Raw genomic sequence first — 21,478 nt, forward strand, 5'->3', positions numbered from 1 at the left:
TGAATTATGACATTGATAGAAAAGAGCAAGGAAAAAGTATTAGACTTTGTACAAAACGAATATGACGGCTATACAGATATAGATTATCTAGGTGAGTGGGAGAGCTATGATTGCTATGTAGTAAATACTGATGATGATACAGACGGAGTAGGAGCCTTTGCCTTAGTAAATGATGAAGGCGTTCGCATAGCTGATAGCGATGAAGATTATGAGATAGTCCACTTTTTTGATATAGATTAGGAGAATTATGGAAAATAAATATTATGACCAAGCCTTGGAATTTACAATAAAGGAATTTGAGGAAGATAGTGAAATTGCATTTCTTGGAGTCTACGAGGGTTATGAGGTCTATAGGATAAAAAATAATGATGATGAAAGCAATTTTTTAGTAGATGAATACATCTTGGCAAATGAAGATGGAGTAGCTAAATCCTATTATCACGAGTCAGTAGATATTGCTAGAAAATTTGGAATATAAGAAATACGCTAGGAAACTAGCGTTTTTTTAAGCAAAAAATACCCAAGGACGGTATAATGTTATTTAGATTAAATTAAGGGGGCTTATGTGAAATACGAAGACATCAAAAAAATGATTGATAATATAGCAAGCGATATTTCTAAGCTTCAAAATAATGAAAAACATACATTTAAGAGAAAAATAGAAGCTGGAGATATGAAGGGTGTCATCGATATAAGCCTAGATAAAGAAGTCAAAATTCCTGAAAAATTGCCAGATGAAAAACCAATCATAAAAGACTATAGATATTGGATTTTAAAACTTGACCGCCAATATAAGTCAAAAGCAATGAGAGTAAATCAATTAAATGTAGCTGCCCTTAAGATGTATGCGAAGCTTTGTGAAAAATTAGAAATTTTCCTAAATGAACAAGGAACAACTGTTGCTAGGAAGGTATCAAGCCTTCGTAGAGAAGGTCTGAATTTTGATTTATACTACACGATTTATCTGATAGCAGAAACTTATGTAATTAATTTTTATAACCCCTTATCCCAAAAAACAGCAGATAGGTCATTTAAAATTGTAGAAAATAATGTAGGTCATGAAGCAAGAAATATTATAGAAAATGAAGCTGAAAGATTAACTAGGGAATTAAAGCCTGCTGATAAGCAAACTCGTGAGTATTTTAAATTAACAGATAGTAATAAAGTATCCTTGTGGTGGGATGCGGATGGCTCTTTAAGAAAAAAATATAATTTTTCTAAAGATGAGCAAATTGCCATAGATCAGATTTCAAAACGTACTAATGTGCTTTGGAGAAATAAAAACGTATTTAATATCCTAATGGACCTTTATCTATCAACTCTAAGGGCCTTGTTTGACTATGAACAAATAAAAACTGATAGGCTAATAAAAATTATTAAACCCTATCAACAGTCCAAGGATATTTTAGATGCGATTTTGGTAATTTCTGAGAAAAATCTACGTGAAAAATTTACTTTTTATGGTTGGATTTCTACAAACAAGGCTAGGGATTTGCTAAAAGAAGAAGTTAATGAGGATATATATTTATTTATAAAAAAATACCAAACAGACTACTTAAATAACTTGGATGAAGAATTGGTAGATGAAATATATAGGGAATATTTCGAAAAAAACCCCAATAAGATTCAAGATTTTATAAACTATTTGATAGGGCTTGATACAAAAAAACAAATCACTCTTATAAAAGATTACGAAAACAAAGAAAATTTTGAAAGAATCTTAAATGAACTTGTAAAATCTTATGATGAAGAAAATAAAATTATTGGCTTGTTCTATTTTTATAAGAAGGGAATTAATAAAAAGAGTACAGAAAAATATTTATTTGAAGTTATTAACAAAGAAAACTATGATAAATTTTTAAATCTTGTAAATCAAAATGAACTTAGTGAAGAACTAATAGATGAGATAAGGGATTTAGAAAAAATTGCCCCTAAAAAAATAAAAGTCGATAGTAAAAAAATAGATATTTCTCGTAAAAATCTAGACAAAACTGTAAGTATGGTCAATGATTTTTATGAAGATGTGGAAATCAAAGAGGAAGAAACCCTAGAAAAAACTTTGACAACAAATAATGAAAATAATTATGATGGCATACTAATAAAAATTTTGGATCAGGGTTTTATTAGCACAGATGAACTTGAAAGTTTAGGCAAAGAAAAGGGCTTGACTTTAAACTCATTTTTAAGCAATATAAACGAATCCTTATTTGATTACATAGGTGATCAGACCTTACTAATTGATGGCGAAAAAGTAATTATAGATGAATTTTATGTAGATATGATAAAGGAGTATGTAGATGGCAAATAGAATAAATCCCAAAGAGGCATCAATTATCATAAAATCTTTAGAGGGTGGGGTTGTACCCAATTTGGGAGTTCAACATCTTTTAGTAGGCAGAAATAGAGAAGTTGAAGAAGTAATCAAAATTTTAGATAATGTAGCTGATGGAGAAAGTGATATTCGCTTTTGGGTTGGTGATTTTGGTTCTGGAAAAAGCTTTATGCTTGCTACAATCGAGCAAATTGCCCTGCAAAAAAACTTTGTTGTTTCGACATTGGATTTAAATCCATCTAGAAGATTTTATGCAACAGATAGGAAAGCTGTTGCCCTTTATACAGAGATAATAGATAATATTAAAACTAAAACCCTAAAAAGCGGGAATGTTTTAAGTTCTATAATAGAAGAATGGCTAAACCAAATTTTTTCAAGAGTTTCTGAAGACCTTAATGTAGAAGCATCAGAAATAATAGAGGGAAATTATCAAAAAGAGGTTACCAATGAGATTTTAAATATCATTGGTGATTTCTCAGCAGTTGGCTTGTCCTATGAATTTGCTCAGGCCATTGTCAAGTTTTATGAAGGATTCATAAATGATAATAGACTGTTAAAAACAAATGCCATCAGATGGTTAAGGGGAGATGTCACAACCAAGACCGAAGCCAAAAAAGAACTTTCTATTAATCAAATAATCAATGATGACAATTGGTTTGACGCTTTAAAAAATATGAGTGAGCTATTATTGGGAATAGGCTACAGTGGATTTGTAGTAAATTTTGATGAGGCAGTTAATTTATACAAAATCCCTCAATCAGTGACCCGTGAGAGAAATTATGAACGTATTTTAAATATCTATAATGAAGCTAAATCAAATATTGCCAAGGGTTTATTTATTAATTTCGGGGCCACTCGTAAAACAATTTTTGATGAAAATCGTGGTCTATCTTCCTATGGAGCGCTTAAAGGCAGACTTGGTAATGAAGATAGTATGGACAATAAATTAGTAAATACAAATCGTACAGTCCTTGGGCTTAAACCACTTTCTAATGAGGAAATCTATACACTTTTAGAAAATTTGGTAAATGTTTATAATGTCCACTATAAAGAATCAATTCAAATTAGCGAAAAAGAAATAATTACCTATATGGAAGGTCAATTAAATAGACCAGGGGCTGATGAATTTTTAACCCCTCGTGCAGTAATAAAAGATTTTATAGAAATACTTGACCTAAAAAGACAAAATTCAAATGTGGATTTGATGGACATAATCAGTGAGAGATTTAAAGATGTTTTAGAAATTAGCAAAGATCCAGCCGATATGGATGATGAGATTGAAATAATATGACAGATTCATTTTCTTTACTAAATCGTGAACTTAGATTTTATATTCATGAAAAAGGTTGGCCAGCGCTTACAAAAATTCAAAATGCTTCTATAAAAGCATTTTTTAGTACAGACAATAACTTGATACTATCAGCAGCTACAGCATCGGGCAAAACTGAAGCTGCATTTTTGCCTGCCATTAGCAAGGTCACTTCTTGGGATAAGGGTGTAAAAATTTTATATATTTCACCCCTAATAGCTCTAATAAATGACCAGTTTAAACGTATAAATGATATGTGTTTTGATATGAATATCCCCATCACATCTTGGTATGGGGAAGCAAGCAAGGCAAAAAAAGACAATCTTATTGAAAGCCCAAGGGGAATTTTGCTTATTACCCCAGAATCTATCGAAGCTTTATTATCTGGAAAACCAGAAATTGCTAAGATTCTTTTTGATGACCTTGAATACATAATAATAGATGAAATCCATAGTTTTTTATCTGGTAATCGCGGTTTGCAGTTAAAATCGCTTTTAGACCGCATCTTGCGTTTTACCTATGAAATACCAAGAATGATTGGTCTTTCTGCAACCATAGGGGATTTAAATTATGGTTTAGCAAAATCTTTTTTCAACAATGGTCGTGAAACAATCATTTTGCTTGACAAATCACAAAATGAATTTGAATATACTTTTGATTTGACAGAAGACATCAACTTATCAAATGAATACCTAAATCTTATGCATGATTATTCTTTAGAGGGGCCTATGCTTATTTTCCCAAATTCTAGGGAAAAAGTAGAACTAATTGCAGTCCAGCTAGCTAATATTTATAAGAGCCTCAATGAAGACATAAAAATATTTGCCCACCACTCGTCAGTTAGCAAAAATCGCAGACAAGAAATAGAAGAATTTGCAAAAGAAGCCCGAAGTGAAAAATATGTCATAGTTGCCACCTCTACCTTAGAATTAGGCATTGACATAGGATCTGTGACATCAGTGGTTCAATTTGGAGCTGCTCATTCAGTTTTATCACTTGCCCAAAGATTAGGAAGAAGTGGTAGAAAAACTCACAAATCAATTCTCCATCAAATAAATATCGGAGTCTATGATGCCCTACAATCAATGGCAGCTATTAGCCTTTTTGAAGAAGGGTTCTTAGATAAAATAGAAGTAAGCAAAAAAGCTTATGATGTTTTTGCCCACCAAGTTTTATCTACACTTTTAGAAAATTATGGTCTAGCAATTGAAGAATATAAGTATTTAAATAAGACTTTATCCACTTTTTCTGATATTAATGATGAGGAATTTGAGCAAATTACAGATTTTATGGCCCAAGAAGGTTTTATAGAGATACTAGAAAATGAAGTAATAACAGGGATAAATTTAGATAATTTAATGTTTATGGGCAGATTTTACAATCAATTTTTAACCGCCCAAGCATTTACAGTTTATAATGAGTCTGGCAAAGTAGGAGAAATAGAGATTAGACCAGAAATTCAAGAAGAAGCAAATATATTTTTAGCAGGACAGGTCTGGAAGATTGAAAAAATATATAGGGATAGCAAAAAAATTAGAGTTTCAACTGCCAATGAAGGGGCTCCTCCTAAATTTTTATCAGCTGGAGATGTAGATGTAAGCCCAATTATTAGACAGCGAATGAGATATATAATTGATAATCCGAAAGATTTTGAATTTGATGAAGAGTCCAAAAAATACATTTATGAGCTCCATGATGTCTTAAAGGATTACCAATATCCATTTTCAATTGAGAATGATTATATAGGCCTAATTACTTTTCAATCTACAAAAGTAAATAGGACTCTTGCCATAATGTTTAATATTATAAGCAAATCGACTTCATATTTTATTTCTGAAGCAGATAGTATGGTTTGTGGGCCAAAAACCCCAGAAGTTTTTGACGAATGTAGGATAAATCCAGTAAGAAGAGATAGAATTTTTAATTTTTTAATGAAAGAAAAAACTTTGCTTGATGCATATCTAAGCTCAAACAAATATATGATTTTAGTTCCAGAAAATTTACGCGCAGATTATGTAATAAATAATTATCTTGATATTGATGGAGCTTATAAGTATTTGGAGTTAGATATTAATAATGTTGATACAAAAAATCAGCAAACTTATTAACCATACTATTTATGGTAAAATATAGATAAAATGATAATTAAAGGATATTTAATGAAGAAATTTTTGTATATACTTACATTATTAATACTAACTGCCTGTGGCAACATGGCTAAGGAGGGGGGAGTTCCTCCTATTACCAATAGTGGTGAAGATGAAGTTGTCGATCAGTCAAATATTTCTTTGGAGGATATTAAACCCAAAAGCCCCACTTTAAAACAACCTATCTTTGAGCCTCATGAACTTGACTATGAGATAAATAAACCGGGATTTTTGCTTAAGGAAAGGTTTGCTGACTTAGAAACTCAAGACAAATATGCCGTCAAAATGATGGAATACTACGATCAAGAAGATGAAATGTTTTATGTAAGTCGAATTATAACTGAAGCCCTCCAAGACCCAAAGGTTACGCTTACAAATGATTTTGATGATAAGATGAAGTTTGCAAGTGACCTTTTTTTGCTAAGCCCATATTATTCAGAAGGTAGGATGGAACCCTATATTTATGCCAATTATTGGTTTGATGAAGAGACTTTTAAAATAGTTCCAAGATACAAAATCGAAGAAAATACCAAAACTTATATGACTGAAGAGCAAAAAGCTCAGGTTGAAAATCAGTTAGATGTACTAGTAGATTATGCTAATGAAAATTATGATAATGATTATGATAAGGCTTATTATTTTGCCCAATGGCTTGCTGAAAATAATGAATATCAATTTGTGTCAGATCAAGATAATTTAATAGAAAATAATATGTACGGAGCTATGGTCAAAGGACTATCTCAATGCTCTGGTTTTGCTCAAAGTTTTGCAATTCTTTGCCAAAGAGTGGGCATACCCGCATATTCAGTTACTGGAAATACAAATGAGAAAAATAGACCAGATGGATACTCTGGAGAACACCAGTGGAATGTTGTAAAACTAAACGATAATTGGTCATATGTTGATGTTACGGGCATGGTAGCAAATGGAAGACCTTATTATTTTTATTATTTTGACAGGTCAAAAGAAGAATTTGTAGATTATTATGTGAGCAGCTTTTTTAATGATATAGAGGAGTATATAAGATGATTGTAAATCCTTACAGTGAATTAATTTCTTTGCATGACATGGATATCATAGATTTTGTAGTAGAAGATGGCAAGGCTATTATAAAACTTAGCCAAGCCTTTTTGTTTTCAGCTAGGGCAGATTATGTCCTTGATAATCCTGTAGTGATAGCAAATGATTTGATAGAAATTAAAGCTAATGAAGATTATCCTATAAGAATAAAACTAATAAATAATGATAAAATACTTAGCTTAAGTGTTAATGATTTTAAGGATTACAGATTTAATATACTAGAAGAGGCATACGGATTTGGGCTAGTTCATTTTTATGGGATAGCTACAAAACTTGACAAGGCATATGATTGCTTTATCGACATACATTATTGTGGAGACTTAGAAATAAATTGGGACAACAAGGTATTAGTAGAGGTATAAGATGAGTTTTCAAATTATAAGTAAAGATATTACAAAACTTGATGTAGATGCAATAGTAAATGCTTCAAATACTTCTTTACAAATGGGAGGGGGAGTCTGTGGAGCAATTTTTAGGGCAGCTGGAGCTGATCAATTGCGAAAAGCTTGTGATATGATTGGCCCAATAAAAACAGGTCAAGCAGTAATGACAGATGGATATAATTTAAAAGCAAAACATATAATCCATACTGCAGGACCAGTTTTTGACTCTCAACATCCAGAGAAATCTAAAGAATTACTAGAAAATTCTTATAAAAATTCCTTAAATTTAGCAAGAAAGCACAATTTTAAATCAATAGCCTTTCCACTTATTTCTGCAGGCATTTATGGTTATCCTAAAAAAGAAGCATTTGATATTGCTAAAAATACTATTAATAAAATTTTAATAGATAATGATACGGATGTTTATCTTACAATAATCGATAAAGATTTGTTAGATAGTGTAGCTAAGGTAGATTAATATGCAACTTACAGACAAATTTACCTACGACAATTGCAAAAATAAAACTAAATATCAAATCAAACACCAAGAAATTCCCATTAGTCTAAGTAAAGAACTAAGAGAGGGGATTTACTATCTTTTATGGTATGTTCCAAATATAAAATCAGAACAATCTGAAAAAAATGAACTTCTTTTAAATCCCCAATACGATGATTTTATTTTTATAGAACTTATGAATGCAATGGATTTAGCAGATGAGGATGTTTTATTTACAGAAACTATAACAAATCATATGATTAGCCCATTTTTAGAAGAGATTTGTACAAAATGCCCCAAAATAATGATGACTATTGCTGGTGGGGAAACAAAAACTATGGCCCTTTTAAGGCACATAAGAAATGCCATTGCCCATGGAAATTTTAATGTAATTGGAAATATGGTAGTGGGTTTTGACTTACAAAGATATGAAGATAAGGTCGAATATCGAGGATTTTTTAAGATTAATCCTAATAGGCTACTGGATGCCTTAAGAAAAATTCAGTTTGATTATAATTCTCAGCAATTAATCAAAGAGGCTTTTAACAACACGGGATATTTTATTGAAGCCTATCAAGAAAAATATAAGAGAAGCCATGATTTCGAACTATTTGCTAGAAAAAATAATAAAAAATACGCAATTGATATAAAAAATTATAAGTATGATAAAGTGGTAGATCAAGATTTTGTTAAACAACTTATTATACAATATGAGGGGTTAATCAATGATATTACTCCAATTTTGATTATTAATACTTCTTTTCTCGATGATCCTAGCAAAAAAGAATTATTGACTCACAATGTAATAATCTTAGATGTAAAAAATATTCAAAAAATGATAAAGGGCCGTGATATGGTCGCTGAAATAGAACGTGCACAAGTGGTTAATCAAAGCTTAAAATAATATTTAAAATTAAATTTTAATTATTATAAAAATAAAATTTGCTTTAATAAAATTTGATTTAAAATTATAAATGTTTGAATTTACTAATATATGGGTATTATATCTAAGTAACAAAATTAATTATTTATTTGTTATCATTATAAGGAGGAATTATGACAGATAGAAAAAATAATGATCCAAAAGTTGATACTTTTGAGACAGAAACAACTGTTGAAAGATCAAATAATCGCCAAACAGGCAGAGCGCCACGTAGAGGCGAAAGAGTAGAACGAACTGAAAGAGTTGAAAGACATAGAGAAGGTGTTCCGGTTTACGAAAGAGCAACAAGCGTACTTCCAGCAGGAAATAACCTTTCATGGGGATCAATCCTAGCAGGTGCTGTAACAGCAGCAGCAGTTTTTGCAACACTTAGCTTAATTACAGCAGCATTAGGATTTGGATTATTTTCACCAACTACAAATGACCCACTTTCAGGTGTAGGAGTTGGTACAGGAATTTGGACAGCAATCACACTTATTCTTTCATTCTTATGTGGTGGATACATCGCTGGTTATTCAGCTAGATCTACAGGTAAACTACACGGTGCAATTACTTGGGCGGTAACACTTTTACTATTACTAACCCTAGTATTAAATGCTATTTCTTCAGTTTTAGGAACAGCTGCTAACGTTGCAGGTAGTGTAGCTGGTGGAGTAGGAAATGTAGCAGGTTCTGCAATCACAGCAACAAGTGATGCTATTGGTTCAGGATTTGAATCAGCAGGTAATGCTATAGAAGATGTAAATGTTGATAATGAAGAAGTACAAGCAGATATCGAAAAATATCTATCAGATACAGATATTCCTGAACTACAACCAGATTATCTAAAAAGTCAACTTCAAGAATCAAGAGATCTAATCGCATCTGCAGCTAAAAATGTTGCTCTTAACCCAGATTCAGCAAATGCTGAGATTGATAGAGTTTCTAAAGATTTAGCTGATAGAGCTCAAACTATAGCTGACTCAGCTGATAGAGATGCAATTGCAAATGCAGTTGAAGCTAACTCTGATCTAACACAAGAGGAAGCTGAACAAGTTACAGATAATATCTATAATGGTTTACAAGATGCTAATAAACAAGCACAAGAAACACTTGATGATGCATCTGTAAAAGTACAACAACTTGCTAACCAAACAGAAAGAACAGTTGATGAAACTGTTGAAGGTGCTAAAAAAGGAGCAGAAGATGCTTCTAACAAACTTTCAGCTGGTTCTGTAATCACATTTATCGGCCTACTTGCAGCTTTAGCTTTATCAGCTTGGGGTGGACAACTAGGTGAAGAAAAAGCAAAAGAACTAGTTAGAAGAGAAACAATTAGATAATAATATAAAAGAAGGCATTAGCCTTCTTTTTTTGTGTAAAATTTTCTTAAAACTTTAAAGTATTTGTGGTAGTATTATTATAGAAATTAAAATTGGGGAGATGGATTATATGAAAATTTCTTTATTAAATTATACTATGGGTGCTGAACAAACGATTGCCCAAGCCGGCAAACTTTGTTATTCAAACGTAGGTGTTGAAGATATAAAAGAAAAATTAGATGAGGATTCCATAAAAAAATATATAAATATGTTAATTTCTATGGGACATTTATCTCCAGTAGAACATGCTAGTTTCACTTTTGCAGTTGAAGGGGTATCTAGGTCGCTAACCCATCAGTTAGTAAGACATAGGATTGCTTCTTATTCTCAACAATCACAAAGATATGTAAAATTTGATGATTTTGATTACATAATTCCACCTGCAATAGACAATAATGAATCTGCAAAAAAGTTATATATTGAGACTATGGAAAAATGTAATGAAGCATACTTAAAGATAAGCCAAGAATTATATGATAATTATTACAAAATAAACTTAGAAGATGGATTAGATGAAAAAAAGGCTAGATCAAAAGCAGAAAAGTCAGCTATAGAAGACGCTAGGTATGTATTTCCTAATGCAAGTGAGAGTAAAATTGTATTTACAATGAATGCTAGAAGCTTGCTACATTTTTTCTCTCTTAGATGCTGCAATAGAGCTCAGTGGGAGATAAGGGAGATGGCTTTTGAGATGGTGAAAATATGCAAGGAAATATATCCAAATTTATTTCAAAGTGCAGGACCAAATTGTGTAAATGGGCCATGTCCTGAGGGGAAGATGACTTGTGGAAAAATCAACGAAGTAAGAAAAAAATATAAAAATATTTAGACTATAAAAAAGCACTCTTTTTTTAAATAAGAGTGCTTTTTAAATTTAATTAATTATATCTAATATAGTTGAAATAGGATCTTTTGAGTTTATCCTCTCATCATAATTTAAATAAAGACTTTCATCATCTTTGCTGTAAGCGCTATTTAGACTTAGGACTAGACCAGAATGTTCCATGACGTATAAATCAGATCTAAAATTATAAATCACATCTTTAGAGGTAATTGCAGTATCAAAAGTATTCTTTACAATATATGCTCCATTTTCTTTTAAAATCTTAGCTAATTTAATAGCCTCATTTGCTGTATTATCGTTAGTTAAGACATATATTTTCCTATTCGAAAAGTCTTGATTTTTATTTATATTTAGGCTTACTTCATCGTAGTAGCTGTAGTTTTCTAAATCAATATTTTCTATTTCTTCACTATATTTTGATGCCAAGTTTTTTACATTAGCTGTACTATAATAACCATTTTCATTATCTTTTATAGAATCTAGACTTTTGCTTGCTAGATTACCCCTATAGAAAATTAGATTACTTTTATTATAATTTTCATGAATTAGAATTTCTAAAAGTTTATTTATATATATATCGTCAATAGAAGAGTTATTTGATAGGTCTAAAATGATTGCACTTATTGGTGGATTATTTAAAAATATTTCCACCAGATTCTCTAAATCCTTGTCAAACTCATTTGGTTTGAAATCAGGAAGAGTGATAGATAAAACACCTTCTCTTTCTATATTTGCAATCATAGATGGTTTTTTTGCATTGCTAGAGGTAATTAATCTTTTGTATCTATCAACGGCTTGGGGGTTTTCTAAAACAAGTTTTCTTGCCTTATCATTACTTTTTCTGTAGTATTCGAACAAGCTATCATAAGTTTCTTTATCTATGATAAATGTTCTATTATCATTTAATACTTCTAAATACTGGCCTATTAGTTTGAAATATTCTTGATCAGTTTTTGAAGCATAAACTTTTTTTCTAAATTCGTTGTAAGAGCTAATAAACTTTTCAAAATCTTCCTCGTTGAGATTATCAACTGCATAATTTCTTTGGATGGTATTAAATAAATCATCAAAATCAGTTACTTTTTCTGCAGTGCTTAAGCTTCTGCCTTCAGAAGAAGATACAAACACTTCATTGCCCATATCATTTAAAACTTCATCGCGAAAATCTGGATAACCCATTATTTTGTATCTATTTGCAGCATTTACTATAAAATTTATCAAAAAAGCTAATAGGATTAGAAATATTATTAAAAGCCCTATTCGCCTTCTTCTAAACTTTTTTTGCTTTTGAATTTTTTTCTGCTTGGCTCTTTTTTCACTTGAAGAATATGAAGTTGTTTTTTGACTTCTAGTTCTTCTATTAGATCTATTTGATTTTTTAGAAGAACTGGAGTTTCTTTTTGCCATATTATTAACCTTTATTTAGTAAATGTAAGAATAAAAGTCGTTCCTACATTTTCCTCAGATTCTACTTCTATTTTGCCACCTAGGGCATCTACAAAGTTTTTTGTAATAGATAAGCCCAAACCGTGGCCATTTTCTTTGGTATTTCTAGCATCTTCGATTCTATAAAATCTTTCAAAAATACGATCTATTTTATCTTCTGCAATTCCTACACCATCATCTGATATTTTTAAATTAATTTCATTTGTGTCTGCAGATAAATAAACATCAATCTCACCATTTTGGCCAATTGCTTTTATAGCATTTGAGATAAGATTTTGTAAAATTTGACTATATTTTTCACCGTCAGAATAAAATTCAATATTTTCCTGGATAAAAGTATTAATTTTTATATTTTTCTTATCAGCATTGGCCATAAAACTTTGAACAACACTTTCAGTAAGCTCAGATATATTGAAATCTTCTTTTTTTAACTCAAGATATTCTACATTTTCATCAAAAGTTTTTTTCAAACCTTCTATTAAACCTTCCAGCCTGTTTACATCTTCTAGCAAAACTGCCATGGTGTTTTCATCAGGCTCTACTACTCCATCTTTAATAGCTTCAATGTATAGTTGAAGATTAGTTAGGGGAGTGCGTAGCTCGTGAGAGATATCTTGGGCATATTGTTTTCTAATTTCTTCTTGTTTTTTTAAGTTGTTTGAAAGATAATTTATATTTGTTTGCAGGGTTTCTATTTCTTTTATATCAGTAAGCCTATCATCCATATCATAATTTCCATCTTTTAGGTTGATAGTTTCATCACTAATTTTCATAATAGGTTCTGAAATATTTTCTGAAAGAATTAGGGAAATTATAAAACCAATTAGTAAGGAAATACTTAGGGAGTAAACTATTGCTCTAGAAAAATCTCTCTGCATTTTTTTTACAGGTTCAAAGTTTGCGTTATAAACTACATGCAAGGTACCAGACCTACGACTTCTATTTATATTAAATACTGGAAATCTTTTTTCTTCTCTAAGATATTCATTTTCTTTACTTCTACCATAAGCTGGATAGGAAATAGTTCCATTTGGTTCTTCAAAGTAAACATCTACTTCTAAGTCTCTAGCTAGATTTTCAAGACCATCTTGCATATCCTCTTTGGAGTAGGATGGGTCGTTGTTTACTTTTTTAAACCAATTACTTACCTGGGTTGGTCTGGAGTCTAGATTTTTTTTAATTAGCTCTTGGTAGTTAAATGTTACAAAGAGGGTAACTAAAATTGAAAAAACTAAAACGCAGGCGAGTATACCTGCAGTAAAGTTTCTTATAATCTTACTCTTTAATGTAATCATCTATTCCGCCTGATTTGTATCCCATACCATAAATTGTTTTGATGTACATTGGTTTTTTGGGATTATCTTCGATTTTTGATCTGATATTTTTTATGTGGGTATCAATAGCCCTATCATAAGCATCATAATCAAAACCAAAGGTTAACTCTATAATCTCATCTCTGGAATAAATTTTGTTTGGATTTGAGAAAATCGTTTTAAGGATTTGAAATTCATTTTTTGTAAGCAAGATTTCCTTGCCATCCTTAAAAATCCTGTTGTATTCAAGGTCCATTTCCAGTCTTCCATCACTTGTCTTAATAATATCAGCTCTTGGAATATTGTATTTTTCTATACGTCTTAGTACAGCCTTGACTCTTTCTACTAATTCTTTTGGAGAAAATGGTTTGGTCACATAATCATCTGCGCCCAATCTTAGTCCATCAACTCTATTGTCTTCTTCAACCTTTGCTGAAACCATTATTACAGGAACTTGAGATTGATTTCTAATTTCTTTTATTATTTCTTCACCTGATAATTTTGGTAGCATAAGATCTAGGATAACTAAGTCTATACTTTCTTGGTTGAATATTTTCAAGCCTTCTTCTCCATCATAGGCTTGGTATACTTTATATCCTTCTTTTTCAAAGTATGACTTCATTATCATTGAAATTTTTTCTTCATCTTCTATTATTAAAATTGTAATATCATTCATGGCCTTCACCTCAAAAATATTATACCACAAGTGTCTAAAATTGATTAAAAGATAAAGTTTTTGTTTAAAATATAAGAAATCGGATATATACATAGTGTAATAATTTTTATTTTTATTACGAAATTATTTTAAATATTGAGAGGAGTAAGTATGTTTTCAACACAAAATATTATTATGACACTTATCCTAGGTGCTCTTGCTGGATGGATTGCTAGTATGATCATGGGCAAGGATGCACAAATGGGATCTATTGCAAATATTATTGTAGGTATTATTGGTTCTATGATTGGTGGATGGATTTACAATGCATTCTTCCTAAATGGAGCAGCTCCAAATACATTTATACAAATTATTTGGGCAGTAATTGGTGCATGTATCTTACTATGGATTATCAACCTAATCACAAGAAACAGCAACAAAGCAAACACTACAAACAAAACAAAAAGATACTAAAATTTAAATCAGGGCTTTGACCCTGATTTTTTTGTCCAGATTTTTAAATACGATTATAATTAATATTTTTGTAATTAAAAAAACAAGCTGATTTTAAAGTCAGCTTGTTCTTTTTATCTGTTATTACCAGAGCTAGCACCTTCGTATGGTATGACTGGTTGATCTAAAGTTTGATTTCTCCTGGAATCTCGGTTTGGATTTATTTCAGGAATTATGTTTCCATCTTCTTTAGGATTTGGAGGATTATCTCCGCCCTCATCTTTGTCTTCTTTATCATCCTCGTCTTCATCTTCTTCGTCTTCCTCAGGTAGAGGCTCTACATAAATTAAATCTGAATACTCAGTTGGTGCTCTAAAATCCCAGTCTCTAGGTAAGATGTTATTAAATTCTTTTGGATCGTAATTACTTTTTGATTTTAAGTAGGATACTTGTGCCATGGCCCAACTTGGCGTTACATCTGAGGCTAGGAGATTATTTCTAGTATCAATTGTAACTAGGGTGTGGACATCATCATCTTCTGTTGGTTTATTTTTTGGACCAAATATTTCTGTTTTTACAGTACCTCGTGTATCCATGTATGAAAGTTCTGTTGGAAGTTTACCACTCATAGTATCTACTTCCATTTCTACAATACTATCTGGTCTTTCAAACTCTGCTATTTCATAACCATCTAAGATTTGATTATTGATAGTATTCCACATCAGCGCAGCTCTTTCAACAGAATTACCATTCATTCTTATATTTTGATCATCTGCACCCATCCAAATTCCAACTGTGTAGTATGGAGTATATCCCACGCACCAGAAGTCAACATAATCATCAGTAGTACCAGTCTTAGTTGCAAAGTCTGTTCCATTTAAGTTGATGTTACCATAATATTGACCAGTAGATTGTAGGGCGGATGTCATTTGATATGCAGTTTCTTCGCTAGTAACTTGGTGAGTAATTACATTATCACTATCAAATAATACTTCACCTGTAGAATCTTCAATTTTTGAAAATGTAAGTGGTTCTTTGTATTCACCCTTATTTGCTAGGGCTGCATAGGCTGCAGTCATTTCTAGGTTAGTCAATCCACGGGTCATGGCACCAACCCCTAGAGCTGCTAGGTTTTCATCATTTGTTTGATTATTTTCAGAGGCGGTTACAAAGTTATCATTTCCGTCATCTTTGATAATACCAAAATTTTTAAGGTAATCTATACTAGTTTGGATGCCTACTTCATTTAAAGTACGAACGGCAATTGTATTTATTGATCTTTCGATAGCTGTTCTTATAGGAACAATTCCTTCATAGTAATTGTATACATTTTTTGGCCAAGCTTCATCATCTTCATTCATCATCAAAGGCACATCATCCATACCAGTAGCTAAGTTATATCCATTATCTAAGGCTGGAGTATAAGTTGCAATTGGTTTTATAGAAGAACCTGGCTGACGAGGTATAGCAGATGCTCGGTCTAAAAGCCTTACTCCAGACTGGTCACGACCACCCATAATTGCTTTTATTTCTCCAGTATCCTGGTCAATTACTACTGTGGATGATTGTGGTTGTATAACACCATTTAAATCTATATCATAAAAGTCTTTATTTACAGAAAATGTCTCATCGTCATAGTAGGTAAATAAATCTGGATTTTTTTCTAAATAGCCTTTTGAAATAACAATATTTTTATCATCATCAAGTCTTATATCTTCATTAGTATTAAATGAAATGAATCCAGTTTTGTGAGTGCGTAGATTTTTATTTTCCTCATCTAGAGAATAATAATTTCTAAATATAAGTTTAGTTTGATCAAGATATGCCTTACGGGTAGATAGAACAATATTTCCATTTTCGTCAAACCATGCTTCATCATTTCTTAGTCTTATGTCATTATTTTCATTTAATAGATTTGATTTGCTGTAATATAATAAATTTCCTTCACCATTTACAATATTGCCATAATCATCATATCTTAAGTCAAGTAGGGGAGCAGTATTCCATCCAGAAGTATCTCCCATAAGATATGAGGAAAAATCAGAATAAATGGCTTCTAATTGTTTTTGCATATCAGGGTCTATGGCTGTTGTTATTCTTAAACCACCATAGTAAAGTCTATCCCAAGCTTGGTTTTCACTCATGTTGTATGTTTCCATAAGTTTGTTAACAACTTGTTTTTCAAGTAGGGAGTTATAGTAACTAGCAATTTCAGTATTTTTTCTTTCGGCTGGGACAATTGATGCTGCTACATCAAACTCCTTTGCTTCCTTGTATTGTTTTCTAGAAATGTAACCACGTTCTAGCATTTTGTCCAAAACATATATTTCCCTATCAAAAGGTGCTTGGTTATAAACAGCAGCGTACTTTTCTCCATCTATGCTAAACTCACCCAAAACTCTTTGGTCGGTAACTTCGCTAGTTTTTATTGCCTTATACAATGAATTTTCTGATGGTGATTGGACAATACCAGCTAGTGCTGCACACTGGGCAAGGTTTAATTCGGATACATCTTTATCAAAATAGGTTCTTGCTGCAGCTTGTACACCGTAGGAGTTTTGCCCCATAAACACACGATTTAAATAAGCTCCCAGAATTTCATTTTTACTTAGATTTTGCTCAATTTCTAAGGCTAGATATATTTCTCTAATCTTTCTTTCGTAAGTTTGGTCATTGTTTAAGTAGGTATTACGGGCTAACTGTTGGGTAATGGTAGAACCACCACGTACAATGCCTCCAGCTTTGAAGTTTTCAATAGCTGAACCAATTATTGACTGTGGATCTAGACCAGGGTGATTGTAAAATCTTTCGTCTTCAACAGCTACAAATGCATATTTTAGATATTCTGGAATTTGATCATAGCCTATAATTTCCCTGTATTCACTGGTTGCAATCGAGTCAACTTCATTTCCATCTTCATCAACTATAGTAGAGTTTTGGCTCATTTCGTACTTTATAATATTTGCATCAATCTCAGGCGCAGTCTTCATAACCTCTAGAATTGCACCACCACTTAGGCCTGCAAAAACAACACCTATAGACATTAATATTAAAAATACTATTAAAATAAGCTTAAGCACTATAGAGCTAACTTTTTTAACCATTGTGCCTCCTAAAATTTTCATATCTTAAAATTAAACAGTTATTTATAAATTGTATCATTTTTTTGCCATTTATTCCATATTGCCTATTCTTTATAAATTTTAACTTTAAACGTATAATCAATCTGAAGAAGGGAAGTTTATGCAAGAAGTAATACAAGTAAATGTCTTAAAAAGAGACGATGATGAAGAGAATAAAATTTATGAATTAGAATCATTAATTAATACAGCAGGTGGGACTACACTTGCCTATGTTAGCCAGGTTGTAGAGAAAGTAAATCCTAGATTTTACATAGGAAGGGGAAAGGTAGCAGAAATCAAAGATCTAGCTGAGAAATTAGAAGTTAAAACAGTAATATTTGATGTAGAACTATCTGCTAGCCAATTATACAATTTGGAAGAAGAACTAAAACTCCATGTTGTAGATTGGACAACATTAATTTTAGATATTTTTGCCCTAAGAGCAAATACTAAGGAAAGCCGCTTAAAAATAAAATTAGCCCAACTAAAATACCAATTACCTAGGCTTAACAAATGGTTTTCTTACCTATCTCGTCAGGCAGGTGGAATAGGTACTAGAGGTCCGGGAGAGACCATGCTTGAAACCGATAGGCGTGCTGTAGTTCGTGATATAAAATCACTGGAAAGGCAGCTTAAAGATATTGAAAAAACCAAAAGAATTAATAGGCAAGCTCGTAAAAATATTACAAATATTTCTTTATTGGGTTACACAAATGCAGGCAAATCTACCATTTTAAATGGGATGATGCATCTATATGGCAAAGATAAGTTTGTTTATTCTGATGACTTATTATTTGCAACACTAGATACATCAACTAGGAGACTAGATTTTTCTAATACAAAAGTAACTTTGACAGATACTGTTGGTTTTATTGACAATTTATCTAAAGAACTTAACGATTCTTTTTTGACAACTCTTGACGAAATAAAATTTGCAGATATGCTTTTAGTTGTAATTGATTCAAGCCACAATATAGAACACCAAATCCATGCCATTGAAACTGCTATTTCTGACATAGATATGGCAGAAAAAGAAGTATTATACGTCTTTAACAAAATGGATAAAGTAGAAAATGAACTGGCTGTAAAATTATTTAAAAGGGACCAAGAAAGAATCTATATTTCTGCTAGAGATGAAGAAGATCTCGAAAGATTGAAAGAAAAAATAGTAAGTATGATTAAGGAAAATTATCAAAAAGTCACCATGCATATACCATTTGCTCACGGTGAAATTCTTGATTATATGATGACTAATTATGATATTTTAAAAACAGAATATGACGAAAATGGCACAAGTATAGAATTTGAAATTTCAAAAGAGGATATGGAAAAATATGGAAAATATATCCAAGGCTTATAAAACTATCAAAGGCACCATACAAAGGGAATTTGAAGAAGAAAAATCACGCTTTATAACTACAATTTCTCACGTAGCAAGTGAAAAAGAAGCAAATGATTTTATAGATGAAATCTCAGAAAAGTATAAGGATGCCACCCACAACTGCACAGCCTTTATAATTAATGAAACACCTGTTATTAAAAGATATAATGATAATGGCGAGCCCCAAGGCTCTGCAGGATTACCCATGCTTTCAGTTTTAGAAAAAGAAAATCTTACAAACATTTGTGCTGTGGTCACAAGATATTTTGGGGGCAAACTATTAGGAAAGGGTGGCTTAGTTCGTGCCTATGGCAGGGGAGTAAGTGAGACTTTAGAAAATAATATAATTTACAAAAGACCATTTTTTGTAGTAGAATTAATTCATTCTTATGAGCTACTAGGTATAATTGAAAATTATATAAATGAAAAAAAATTCCAAGTAATAGATAAGGAATATACAGACAAAGTAAAAATTTCTTTATATGTTAGAGAAGAAGATTTTGAAAAAACTAAATCTGATTTAATAAATATGACCAGTAGCAATATTGAAATAACCAATGATAAAGCGGTAATGCTTTTTAGTAAATAGGAGGTTTTATGTCAGGACATAATAAGTGGAGCAAGATTAAAAATAAAAAAGGAAACGAAGATGCTAAAAGAGGCAAAATCTTTACCAAACATGCTAGAAATATTACAGTAGCAGCAAGACAAGGTGGAGACAATCCAGATTATAACCCAGCATTAAAACAAGCAATAGATAAGGCAAAATCTGACAATATGCCAAATGATAATATCGAAAGAGCAATCAAAAAAGCATCTGGAGAAGGAGCAGGAGATAATTTCCAAAGAGTAATCTATGAGGGATATGGCCCAGGCGGAGTTGCTGTAATTGTAGATTGCCTTACAGATAACGTTCAAAGAACTGCACCAGATGTACGCCATGCCTTTGATAAAAACGGAGGAAATCTAGGAACAGACGGTTCAGTTATGTTTATGTTTGATCACAAGGGTCAAATTTTTGTAAATAGTAAAGAAAAAGATTTTGACCAATTTATGATGGATGCCTTAGAAGCTGGTGCTGATGATGTCATCGAAGAAGATGAGTACTTTGAAGCAATAACTAGCATCGATGCATACAATGATGCAGTAGAAAATCTTAAAAATTTGGGATATACAATAGAGCGCTCAGACATTGCTTACATTGCTCAAAATGATATAGAAGTTGATAGTGACCATCACGTAAAACTTGAGAAATTGATTGACACTCTTGAAGATAATGATGATGTCCAAGAAGTTTATACAAACTGGGAACAACCAAGAGAGGAAGAATAATGGAATTTAATTTTGATCCGGTAGCATTTTCTATTTTTGGCATAGAAATACGTTGGTATGCCATAATAATAATTGCAGGTATGCTTTTAGGAACATATTTTGCAAAAAAAGAATTTATTAGACGTGGTTTTGATGAAGATTTTATATATGACATATTATTTGTTATTATCCCTATTGGTATAATTGGAGCTAGATTGTGGTATGTCCTATTTAAGTGGGAATTCTATTCACAAAACCCAATTCAAATCTTAAATATCCGTGGTGGGGGACTTGCTATCCACGGAGGAATAATTTTCGGTGCCCTTGCCCTATATTTTTATAGTAAAAAACATATGGTACCTTTTTTGGATATGACAGATATTTTAACACCATCACTTGCCCTAGCCCAAGGAATTGGCCGTTGGGGAAATTTTATAAACCAAGAAGCGCATGGTGGTCCAACCGACTTACCTTGGGGGATAATTATTGATGGAGTAAAAGTACATCCCACTTTCCTCTACGAATCATTAGGGGATATAATTATTTTTTTATTTTTGATAAATGCAATAAAAAGAAATCCTGACAAAGGAAAGATAAGTGCTGCTTATTTAATATCCTATGGGGTTTTAAGATATTTTGTAGAAGGACTAAGAACTGATTCTCTTTATTGGGGACCATTTAGAACAGCTCAACTAATCTCCCTAGCATTTATTGTCCTAGGTATAGCTTTATTCTTCTACGCAAACAAAAAAAATCTCCCACCTTATTTTAGACCAAAAAATACAAAAAAAGAAAAAGAAGCAAAGATTATTAAATTTCAATAATTAGATACAAATAAATAAGATAATATTTCTTGAAATCGGTTAGAAATAACCGATTTTTTTGTTTGATTTTTTCTCATT

The 21,478-nt window shown here is 31.5% G+C and carries 20 protein-coding genes; 16 read left to right on the forward strand and 4 right to left on the reverse strand.

All coding sequences use genetic code 11. The features are described 5' to 3' along the window. Positions 1–6 precede the first annotated feature (6 nt). The 11 genes from OC526_RS05460 to thyX all read left to right on the forward strand — a co-directional run bounded on the left by OC526_RS05460 (position 7) and on the right by thyX (position 10,880). On the forward strand, positions 7–240 hold the full coding sequence (locus OC526_RS05460; protein WP_262122624.1) for a hypothetical protein: 234 nt from the start codon (positions 7–9) through the stop codon (positions 238–240). A gap of 7 nt (positions 241–247) precedes the next feature. Beyond that, the gene (locus OC526_RS05465) at positions 248–478 is read left to right on the forward strand and encodes a hypothetical protein (RefSeq protein ID WP_262122625.1); all 231 of its coding nucleotides are present in this window, start codon (positions 248–250) and stop codon (positions 476–478) included. A gap of 87 nt (positions 479–565) precedes the next feature. Next, on the forward strand, positions 566–2,308 hold the full coding sequence (locus OC526_RS05470) for a tellurite resistance TerB C-terminal domain-containing protein (protein WP_262122627.1): 1,743 nt from the start codon (positions 566–568) through the stop codon (positions 2,306–2,308). Then, positions 2,298–3,623, forward strand: coding sequence for an ATP-binding protein (locus OC526_RS05475; protein WP_262122628.1), 1,326 nt, complete (start codon positions 2,298–2,300; stop codon positions 3,621–3,623). The genes OC526_RS05470 and OC526_RS05475 overlap by 11 nt, the downstream gene beginning before the upstream one ends. Beyond that, a complete protein-coding gene (locus OC526_RS05480) occupies positions 3,620–5,749 on the forward strand; it encodes a DEAD/DEAH box helicase (RefSeq protein WP_262122629.1) in 2,130 nt (709 codons plus the stop codon). Before OC526_RS05475 ends, OC526_RS05480 begins: the two co-directional genes overlap by 4 nt. 51 nt (positions 5,750–5,800) lie before the next feature. Continuing rightward, positions 5,801–6,817 carry a transglutaminase domain-containing protein gene (locus OC526_RS05485; RefSeq protein ID WP_262122630.1) on the forward strand — a complete coding sequence of 339 codons (1,017 nt, stop codon included), beginning with the start codon at positions 5,801–5,803 and terminating at the stop codon, positions 6,815–6,817. Beyond that, a complete protein-coding gene (locus tag OC526_RS05490) occupies positions 6,814–7,230 on the forward strand; it encodes a hypothetical protein (protein WP_262122631.1) in 417 nt (138 codons plus the stop codon). The genes OC526_RS05485 and OC526_RS05490 overlap by 4 nt, the downstream gene beginning before the upstream one ends. 1 nt (position 7,231) lies before the next feature. Beyond that, positions 7,232–7,729 (forward strand): macro domain-containing protein, encoded by a 498-nt coding sequence (locus tag OC526_RS05495; RefSeq protein WP_262122632.1) that lies wholly within the window; start codon positions 7,232–7,234, stop codon positions 7,727–7,729. Between the two features lies 1 nt (position 7,730). Next, positions 7,731–8,651, forward strand: a complete 921-nt coding sequence (locus OC526_RS05500; RefSeq protein ID WP_262122633.1) for a hypothetical protein — start codon at positions 7,731–7,733, stop codon at positions 8,649–8,651. Between the two features lie 152 nt (positions 8,652–8,803). Further along, positions 8,804–10,012, forward strand: coding sequence for a hypothetical protein (locus tag OC526_RS05505; RefSeq protein ID WP_262122634.1), 1,209 nt, complete (start codon positions 8,804–8,806; stop codon positions 10,010–10,012). A 109-nt stretch (positions 10,013–10,121) separates the two neighbouring features. After that, positions 10,122–10,880: an FAD-dependent thymidylate synthase gene (gene thyX, locus OC526_RS05510; RefSeq protein WP_262122635.1), complete on the forward strand. Its 759-nt coding sequence runs from the start codon at positions 10,122–10,124 to the stop codon at positions 10,878–10,880. A gap of 45 nt (positions 10,881–10,925) precedes the next feature. Here thyX and OC526_RS05515 read toward each other — a convergent pair whose 3' ends face one another. Genes OC526_RS05515 through OC526_RS05525 form a run of 3 tightly spaced genes read right to left on the reverse strand, consistent with a single transcriptional unit; the run spans position 10,926 to position 14,330 of the window. After that, positions 10,926–12,302, reverse strand: coding sequence for a peptidase S41 (locus OC526_RS05515; RefSeq protein ID WP_262122636.1), 1,377 nt, complete (start codon positions 12,300–12,302; stop codon positions 10,926–10,928). Positions 12,303–12,313: 11 nt separating this feature from the next. After that, a complete protein-coding gene (locus tag OC526_RS05520) occupies positions 12,314–13,636 on the reverse strand; it encodes a sensor histidine kinase (protein ID WP_262122637.1) in 1,323 nt (440 codons plus the stop codon). Further along, positions 13,617–14,330 carry a response regulator transcription factor gene (locus OC526_RS05525; RefSeq protein ID WP_262122638.1) on the reverse strand — a complete coding sequence of 238 codons (714 nt, stop codon included), beginning with the start codon at positions 14,328–14,330 and terminating at the stop codon, positions 13,617–13,619. Before OC526_RS05525 ends, OC526_RS05520 begins: the two co-directional genes overlap by 20 nt. A 150-nt stretch (positions 14,331–14,480) precedes the next feature. Here OC526_RS05525 and OC526_RS05530 point away from each other — a divergent pair, with 150 nt between their 5' ends. Continuing rightward, the gene (locus tag OC526_RS05530; protein WP_262122639.1) at positions 14,481–14,783 is read left to right on the forward strand and encodes a GlsB/YeaQ/YmgE family stress response membrane protein; all 303 of its coding nucleotides are present in this window, start codon (positions 14,481–14,483) and stop codon (positions 14,781–14,783) included. 113 nt (positions 14,784–14,896) lie between these two features. Here OC526_RS05530 and OC526_RS05535 read toward each other — a convergent pair whose 3' ends face one another. Then, positions 14,897–17,866, reverse strand: a complete 2,970-nt coding sequence (locus OC526_RS05535; protein WP_262122640.1) for a transglycosylase domain-containing protein — start codon at positions 17,864–17,866, stop codon at positions 14,897–14,899. A gap of 139 nt (positions 17,867–18,005) precedes the next feature. On the opposite strand from OC526_RS05535, the gene hflX reads away from it, so the two are divergent. The 4 genes from hflX to lgt are packed head-to-tail and all read left to right on the forward strand — an operon-like array spanning position 18,006 to position 21,400. Further along, positions 18,006–19,244, forward strand: coding sequence for a GTPase HflX (gene hflX / locus OC526_RS05540; RefSeq protein ID WP_262122641.1), 1,239 nt, complete (start codon positions 18,006–18,008; stop codon positions 19,242–19,244). After that, positions 19,219–19,854 (forward strand): YigZ family protein, encoded by a 636-nt coding sequence (locus tag OC526_RS05545; RefSeq protein WP_262122642.1) that lies wholly within the window; start codon positions 19,219–19,221, stop codon positions 19,852–19,854. Before hflX ends, OC526_RS05545 begins: the two co-directional genes overlap by 26 nt. An 8-nt stretch (positions 19,855–19,862) precedes the next feature. Continuing rightward, positions 19,863–20,597 carry a YebC/PmpR family DNA-binding transcriptional regulator gene (locus OC526_RS05550; RefSeq protein WP_262122643.1) on the forward strand — a complete coding sequence of 245 codons (735 nt, stop codon included), beginning with the start codon at positions 19,863–19,865 and terminating at the stop codon, positions 20,595–20,597. Beyond that, on the forward strand, positions 20,597–21,400 hold the full coding sequence (gene lgt, locus OC526_RS05555) for a prolipoprotein diacylglyceryl transferase (protein WP_262122645.1): 804 nt from the start codon (positions 20,597–20,599) through the stop codon (positions 21,398–21,400). Before OC526_RS05550 ends, lgt begins: the two co-directional genes overlap by 1 nt. The last annotated feature ends 78 nt before the right edge of the window (positions 21,401–21,478 follow it).

Source organism: Anaerococcus sp. Marseille-Q5996, from assembly GCF_946893725.1.
In the GTDB taxonomy this organism is placed as follows: Bacteria; Bacillota; Clostridia; order Tissierellales; family Peptoniphilaceae; genus Anaerococcus; species Anaerococcus martiniensis.